Raw genomic sequence first — 6842 nt, 5'->3', positions numbered from 1 at the left:
CCGCGAAGGAGATCCTTCGGTCGCGCGCGAAATCTGGGCGAACAGGCGAGTCTGCGCGAGCGCTCCCTCAGGAAATCAACTCTGGTTTGCAGCGAGGAGCCCCGGCGCCGTCCGCGCCGGGGCTCCTCGTTGCGTGTCATCCGTTGGGGACGGGCCGTGGGTCAGCGGCGGGCCGCCATCGTCGTGATGTTGATGACGCCGTTGCGGGCGCGCGGGTCGGTGTACACGCGCACGGCGTCGGAGCCCCGGATGATCTCCATCGTGTGGATGTCGTCCGGCGTGAGCGCCTGGAGATCCTCCCGCTCGAAGACCACCCCGTCGACCACCACCAGCCCCGAGAACCCCTCGCGCGTCGTCATCGAGAACGCCCCCGTCTGCACGTCCCGCGCGGGGTAGATGGGCGGGGCTTCGTCGGGGCGAAAGCGGACGGCGCCCGCGTCTTCCGGCGGGGTGCGGGCGGGGTCCGGCGGCGGCCGGGTGTAGATGCGCGTGACGGGTCCGCCGTCCGGCCCGCGCGTCATCACCATACGCGCGATGCGCTCGCCGGTGTAGGTGCGGGCTTCGGCCGCCGGCACGGGCCGGTTGTCCACGAAGTAGATGGCTTCGCGCCGGGGCGCCGTGGGCGTGGTGGACGCGGGGTTCGCCGGGACCAGCACCGCGCTTCCGAGCGGGACGGGAGGCGGGTCCGTTCGCGGCGCCTTTGGCCCGCAGGCGCCCGCCGCCAGGGCGAGCGCCAGCATCAGCCACCCGGCGCGATCACCGGGGAAGGGTCGAGGGGTCATGCGCGGCTTCGTGCTTCGGAGGCGTGCGGCCGGAGCGGGATCCGGATAACGGGCGTTCGGTGAAACATAGCCGCGGCGGTCCGGCTCGCCCAGCCGTCCGCCATCAGCCCGGGACGTCCCGCACCTTTACGTCGAAGGTGCCGCCGGTGATGCTGAACTCCTCCAGGTCCGCGGTGCCCGGCGCGCCCACGCACGATCCAGTGCCGGAGAACTCGCCCTCGGCGCGACCGTTCTGGATGGAAAAGATCCGGATGATGCCCTGGTCCAGCGAGCAGCTGTACTTTGCCTGCGACACGCCCCCCGTCGCGAGGTCGATGCCCAGCGACACGGCGGCGCACGACTCGCCGGGGCAGATGCCGGTGATGGCCTCGCTGCCCACCGTCAGCCGCGGGATGGTCACCTGGGCAAAGTCGGCGCGCTGCCCCTCGCGCGCCATGTTGGCCACCACCCGCAGCACGCCCTGGCTCTCCACGCGCTGCCCCAGCGCGTACGACTCCGTCAGCCGCGGCACGAGCCCGACGGGGTCGCGCAGCACCTGGTACGTGCCCTGGATGGTGCCCTCCGGCCCCGAACCGGAATAGGCGAAGGCAACGCTGCCGGGCTTGGCCTCCCCGGGCCCGGTGCCGTCACCGGCGCAGGCGGCGAGCGCGGCCAGCAGCAGGGGCGCGGCGGCGCGCGCGAAGCGGCCCGCGTGCGCGGCCGGATGAGAGCGAAGGGGCGTGTTCATCATGGTGCGGAGATCGGTGGAATTTGCGCGTAGAGGTGCTGCGTTCGTGCGACGTACGAAGGGCAAGCCAGGCGCCATCCACCCGTTCCACGCGCAACTTGTTCCGGCGCAAAGTGCTGGATCGTCCCGCGACCTGACGCTCCATCACGCGCGCGTCATCCCGAGTGGACACGGGCGGTGTATGATTGTCGACAATTTAGGACGCCCGCTGCGCCCTACACGTTGGCCATGCGCCGGGCGGGGCGGGGGAGGACGTTCTCTGATCGCGGGAGATACGAAGTCCCGGCGATCCGCTCGCCGGGGCCTCGTCACTTCACGTATTCAGGCGCCTCACCACCTCTTCCGCGCCGCACTTGTACACCGTGATGCACACCAGCTCGCCCTGCGGATCGATGACCATCCAGTCGCGGTGCCGCTTGCGGATCTCCCACCCGGGCTGCGGGTTCGCGGCGGCGAGAGCCTTGCCCTGCTGCGCACGTGCCATGGTGCCACTCTCCTGTCTGTGGATACGCGCAGCGCGGCATGCAACTTTGGCGCGCGAGGTGGCCTTCGGGCCGGTTCGCGATCAAGGCTGGCCGAAGTGTTCTTCGCGCCTTCGCGCGACCATCGGCCAGCCAAGCTTTTCGTCCTGCTGGATGCAAATATGCTGACAATACTTCGCCTTGTTAAATACTTCTCCCACCACGGAGCGATGGACTTCAAGACTGCTACCGACCGGCTGACTGCGGCCACGATCACGGCCGACGACATCGCGGAAGCATGCGACGTTGTGCGCAACAGCGTCGCCCGTGCCTGCTTGGACTTGGAGCTCCGCCTACCGCTCGCCATCCCCAAACTAGCGGCTGGCGCTGGCGCAATCGGCGCGAGAGTGGATAGAGGAACTCGGTATCGTTCTGCTGGAACTGGAGTCCAGCGACAGTTGAATCGGGTACTTCGGGTGGTCCTTGCCTGAATGTACTTTGCCAAATAAAATCTATGGAAGTGCGCGCTATCCCCCACTTTCCTCGGCTTCCATGAAGATCAAACGATTTTCTGCACGCGGTATACACGGATATCTCGACTTTGATCTAGAATTCGATTCCGAAATCACCTTCCTCACTGGCATAAATGGGTCGGGAAAGACGACCGTTGTTACTGGTATCTCTGCGTTGATTTCTCCCTCGCTCTCGTTTCTTGCGCAGGTGCGTTATACAAGAATGGAAGTCGAGATCGAGCACGAGGGAATGCTGCTCCAAATTGGTGCAACAAGAACAGATGAGAGCCTCATTCTCTCTAGTTCCGTTGACGCTGAAGCGCTGGAGATTCCCATTCTGAGGGACGAGGTGCCGATATCTTCAGGGAGAATCAGCGACCAAGCGGCGGATTTCTACCAGGAGCAAGAGGCGCGACGGGCAGCTCATCCGGTGCTCCGGCGTTTGAAAGCACTTCCCACGCCGATGTTTCTCGGACTTGAACGGCGTGCGAGTTCATTCTTCCCGCAAGCAGATTCACCGTTCGTGCATGCTGTCCGCCGCCGTACGCATAACGTTTTCTCGTCATCGCTTTCGAGAAGCCTTGTGGAAGCCGCCGCGATGGCTGAGCAAAGCTATACGACTACCCAAGCTCGTCATAGGGAACTTGCTGATCGCCTCAAGCGACAATTGATCCTTAGTTCATTGAAGTATGAACCTGCAGATTTCAGCATCTCCACTCCCCCAACACTTACTCCGGTGAATATCGCCAGTGTTCGCGCGACCTTGAAAGAAATCGGGATCTCTGAAAAGGAGATCGCTCTGTATTTGGATCCATTTGTGGAGAAACTTCGTGAGATTTCTAGTTTCCTACCATTCCCTAAAGACTTCAAAGAGATTGCAATGAGCAGAGATAAGCCCCGTGCCGTGGCTTATATCGAGTGGATAACGAATAAACCGCAGTTTGACCGTCTTACAACAATTTTGCGCGATGTGGATCGGCATATCGCGGCCACGCAGCGCGCAAATAAGCCATTAAATAATTACTTGGACATTGTGAACAATTTTCTCGGTGACAGCAACAAGACGCTTAGTTTTGCTCGTACTGGTAACCTCGTTGTAAGTATACGTGGCGGTGCTACCCGGCCGATCACAGCACTGTCATCCGGAGAGAGCCAGCTCGTCGTCATCTTAACTCATTTGGCGTTTAATCCCGCTGCACAAGGTGCCAATGTATTCATCGTTGATGAGCCTGAACTTTCACTGCACCTGCGCTGGCAGGAGCTCTTTGTTCCTGCTATTCGAGCACTGAACCCGCAATTGCAAGCGATTCTCGCCACCCACTCCCCGGCGATTATCATGGATGATCTCGCTCATTGTGTTGACCTGAGTGTTGCTGTGAAACGATGAGATTTCCTGACCGCGCTCGGAAGGCAGTAGCTTTTTTGTTTCGTTCTTACAATGACATTGATGTCTATGTCGAGGACGGGGCATCGCGAAACATGTACGAAGTGCTATTGAGTCGTATGTTGCAGGGCAATGCACGCGTTACGCGAGTGATACAGTTAGGTGGTAGGGATCGAGTATTGGCCGAGTGTGCCGCCGACCAACTACCCTCGGAGCGCCGTAGATTGTATATCATCGACGGTGATCTTGATCTGCTCACGCAGACTCCTCCGGTCAATCTGAAGTACCTGTATCGGTTGGGGGTTTATACATCTGAGAATTTGGTTGTATCTGCCGGAGCTGTAGTCGAAATCGGTTACGAATGTCTCAGTAACTCCCCACGGGCGGAAGTCGAACAAACTCTCGAGTTGGACAGGCTCTTCGCGGATCTGGCGCGTCTGCTCGTACCCTTATTTGCGACTTATGCCGTGGCGCGACAAATAAGGCCGCAACTTGAGACAGTGGGCCGAAATGTAATGACCTTGTGTACCCAACGCGGCTTGTGTCCGGTTCTTGACGAACAAAAAATCTCAGCGAGAATTGAGAGTCTTTGCCGAGAATGTGAGTCAATCGTTGCGCGCCAAGAAATTGATGCTCGCATCGCTGAGATGCAAACGAGCTTCGGAGATCCTGCGATCGCGCTTATACGGTTTGTCTCAGGCAAGACATACCTGCTGCCCCTCCTTTATCATCATCTACGGACGAAAGCAGCCTACGCCGGTACAATCGAGCAGTTGAAGGTACGCCTTGCGAGATATACCGAACTTGATCTCGATCCGGGCTTGCTCGATTCGGTCGTTCAGTGTGCGCGTAGTTGAAGGCAGGTAAATGAGTGTTGTGTCCAGTAGATGCCTCCAATCCTCTTATGCGTGCCGTTTAGGCCCACGGCTCAAACCTCACTACTCATGGGTAGCAGATCGCGCGAGGGGACGTATCCTCCCATGCGACGCTGTTTCCGGCGCGCGGCCGCCCCCCCGGCCCAGGGCCGCGCATCCACCCGCCACACATCCCCATGACCCGACACACGACGCGCCGGTCCGCCCTCCGGCTCGCACTCCCGGCGCTGCTCGCGCTCACCGCCGGGCGGGCGCAGGCACAGGAGCCCGTCGCGCCCATCGCGCTCTCGGACCCGGACGGGCAGGAGCTCGTCATCGAGTCGCTCGACGTGCGCGCGGCCGTGCACGGCGTCTTTTCCCTCACGGAGATGGAGATCGTCTTCCGCAACCCGCACGGGCGGCGGATGGAGGGGCGCTTCACCGCCGTGCTGCCGGAAGGCGCCACCGTGAGCCGCTTTGCCAAGGAGGTGAACGGCCGGCTGATGGAGGGCGAGGTCGTGGAACGCCTGCGCGCCAACCGCGTCTACGCCGAGATCCTGCACCAGATGCGCGACCCCGCGCTGCTGGAGCAGGACCAGGGCAACCGCTTCAGCGCGCGCATCTTTCCCATCGAGGCCAACACCACCGTCCGCGTGGTGCTCAGCTACACGCGGCTGCTGCGGATGGAAGACGGCGTGCGCGCCTGGCGCCTGCCCCTGCGCGGGCTGCCGCGCATCGGGATGATGCGCGTCTCCGCCGTGGTGCAGCCGCTGCCGCACGAGCAGCTGGTGGGCAGCTCCGTGCCGGAGGGCAGCCGCACGGAAGGCGGAACGCTGCGGTGGGAAAACGAACGATTCACGCCCACGGAGGACCTGGAGTTCCGCTGGAGCCCCCGCCCGGACGCCCCGCGCGAGTACCAGGTGCGCTCCGGACCGTACTACCTGGGCGGCGTGCGGCCGGACGTGGCCCCCGCGCCGCCGGCCGGGCCCGGCACGCGGTGGATCTTCTTCCTGGACACGTCCGCCAGCGCCGCGGAGGGGATGGACCACCGGCTGGCGGCCCTGCGCGCCGTCCTGGCCGCGCTGCCCGGGCGCGAGGTGGAGCTCGTGGCGTTCGACCAGGAGGTCGTCTCGCTCGGCACCTTCACGCCGCGGCAGGCGGCGGAGCGCGTGGGCGGGCTCGTGCGGGCGCGCGGGCTCCTCGGCGGCACGGACCTGAACGGCGCACTGGCGGCCATGGCGCAGCGCGCGGCGCGGCGGCCGGACGCGCGCATCGTCCTCGTGAGCGACGGCGCGGCCACGGTGGGGCAGACGTCGCCCACGGAGCTGTTCCGCCCGCTGGAGCGGATGCCGGAGCGCACGGCCCTCAGCGCGCTCGTCCTGGGCGCGCGGGAGGACGGGCTGACGCTGCGGCAGGTGACGGCGGGGCGCGGGCGCATTGTCCGCGTGCCGTTCACGGAGCGGATGGACGACAACGCCCGCGCCGCCGCCGCGCGCCTGGCGCTGCCCGCCGGCCGCACGCTGGAGGTGCGCGACGCCGGCGCCGAGACGCTGCACGCCGTCGGCGCGGACGACGTGCTGCCGGGCGGCGAGGTGCTCGTCCTGGGCCGCGTCCGCGACGGCGAGGAGAGCCGGCTGGCCATCGACGGGGTGCGGATCGGCACGCCGCTGGGGCTGGATTCCGCGCGGTTCGGGCCGCTGCTGGTGCGCGAGTTCCACCGCGCACACCTGGACTGGCTGCAGGAGGAGGAGCGCCACGCGGACGGCGACGAAGCGCGCCAGCGCTTGGCCCAGCAGCAGGTGGAGCTCAGCATCGCGCACCGCGTGATGGTGCCGCGCACGACCATGCTGGTGCTGGAGACGGAGGACGACTACGACCGCTTTGGCCTGGATCGAAGCGCGCTGTCGGAGATCCTGGCCGTCGGCCCGAACGGCATCGAGCGCCTGGACGCCTCCGATCGCGGCCGCCTGGCCTCCGCCGATCCGGACGATGCAGATCCGGGTGATGCCGACGCCGTGGACCCGGACGAGGCGGATGGCGACGCGCAGGCTCTCCGCCTGTCCCGCCGCGAGCAGGCGGACGAGGGCTCGGTGGAGGATGCGGAGTCCGTGTCGTCCGAGGA

General features: G+C 64.6%; 6 protein-coding genes. 3 read left to right on the top strand and 3 right to left on the bottom strand.

The window, feature by feature from the left end; all coding sequences use genetic code 11:
* Positions 1 to 161: 161 nt before the first annotated feature.
* The 3 genes from VFZ20_RS07795 to VFZ20_RS07785 all read right to left on the bottom strand — a co-directional run bounded on the left by VFZ20_RS07795 (position 162) and on the right by VFZ20_RS07785 (position 1993).
* Positions 162 to 782, bottom strand: a complete 621-nt coding sequence (locus tag VFZ20_RS07795; protein WP_329683287.1) for a hypothetical protein — start codon at positions 780 to 782, stop codon at positions 162 to 164.
* Between the two features lie 103 nt (positions 783 to 885).
* On the bottom strand, positions 886 to 1512 hold the full coding sequence (locus VFZ20_RS07790; protein ID WP_329683286.1) for a hypothetical protein: 627 nt from the start codon (positions 1510 to 1512) through the stop codon (positions 886 to 888).
* A gap of 310 nt (positions 1513 to 1822) precedes the next feature.
* The gene (locus VFZ20_RS07785; protein ID WP_329683285.1) at positions 1823 to 1993 is read right to left on the bottom strand and encodes a hypothetical protein; all 171 of its coding nucleotides are present in this window, start codon (positions 1991 to 1993) and stop codon (positions 1823 to 1825) included.
* Between the two features lie 529 nt (positions 1994 to 2522).
* Between VFZ20_RS07785 and VFZ20_RS07780 the strand changes: the two genes are divergently transcribed.
* From VFZ20_RS07780 to VFZ20_RS07770, 3 genes are all read left to right on the top strand, one after another.
* Entirely contained in the window at positions 2523 to 3869 is a 1347-nt protein-coding gene (locus VFZ20_RS07780; protein WP_329683284.1) for an AAA family ATPase, read from the top strand.
* Positions 3866 to 4723 (top strand): DUF4435 domain-containing protein, encoded by an 858-nt coding sequence (locus tag VFZ20_RS07775; RefSeq protein WP_329683283.1) that lies wholly within the window; start codon positions 3866 to 3868, stop codon positions 4721 to 4723. The genes VFZ20_RS07780 and VFZ20_RS07775 overlap by 4 nt, the downstream gene beginning before the upstream one ends.
* 194 nt (positions 4724 to 4917) lie before the next feature.
* On the top strand, positions 4918 to 6842 hold a 1925-nt coding region (locus VFZ20_RS07770), incomplete at its 3' end, for a VIT domain-containing protein (RefSeq protein ID WP_329683282.1).

Source organism: Longimicrobium sp. (assembly GCF_036280135.1).
GTDB lineage: Bacteria > Gemmatimonadota > Gemmatimonadetes > Longimicrobiales > Longimicrobiaceae > Longimicrobium.
Note: the sequence above shows the minus strand (reverse complement) of the source record. Positions and strands in the feature narration are given on the sequence as shown.

Excerpts from the sequence above, each read along its gene's own strand:
- VFZ20_RS07795 (WP_329683287.1), bottom strand. The coding sequence starts at position 782 with ATGACCCCTCGACCCTTCCCCGGTGATCGCGCCGGGTGGCTGATGCTG.
- VFZ20_RS07790 (WP_329683286.1), bottom strand. The coding sequence starts at position 1,512 with ATGATGAACACGCCCCTTCGCTCTCATCCGGCCGCGCACGCGGGCCGC.
- VFZ20_RS07785 (WP_329683285.1), bottom strand. The coding sequence starts at position 1,993 with ATGGCACGTGCGCAGCAGGGCAAGGCTCTCGCCGCCGCGAACCCGCAG.
- VFZ20_RS07780 (WP_329683284.1), top strand. The coding sequence starts at position 2,523 with ATGAAGATCAAACGATTTTCTGCACGCGGTATACACGGATATCTCGAC.
- VFZ20_RS07775 (WP_329683283.1), top strand. The coding sequence starts at position 3,866 with ATGAGATTTCCTGACCGCGCTCGGAAGGCAGTAGCTTTTTTGTTTCGT.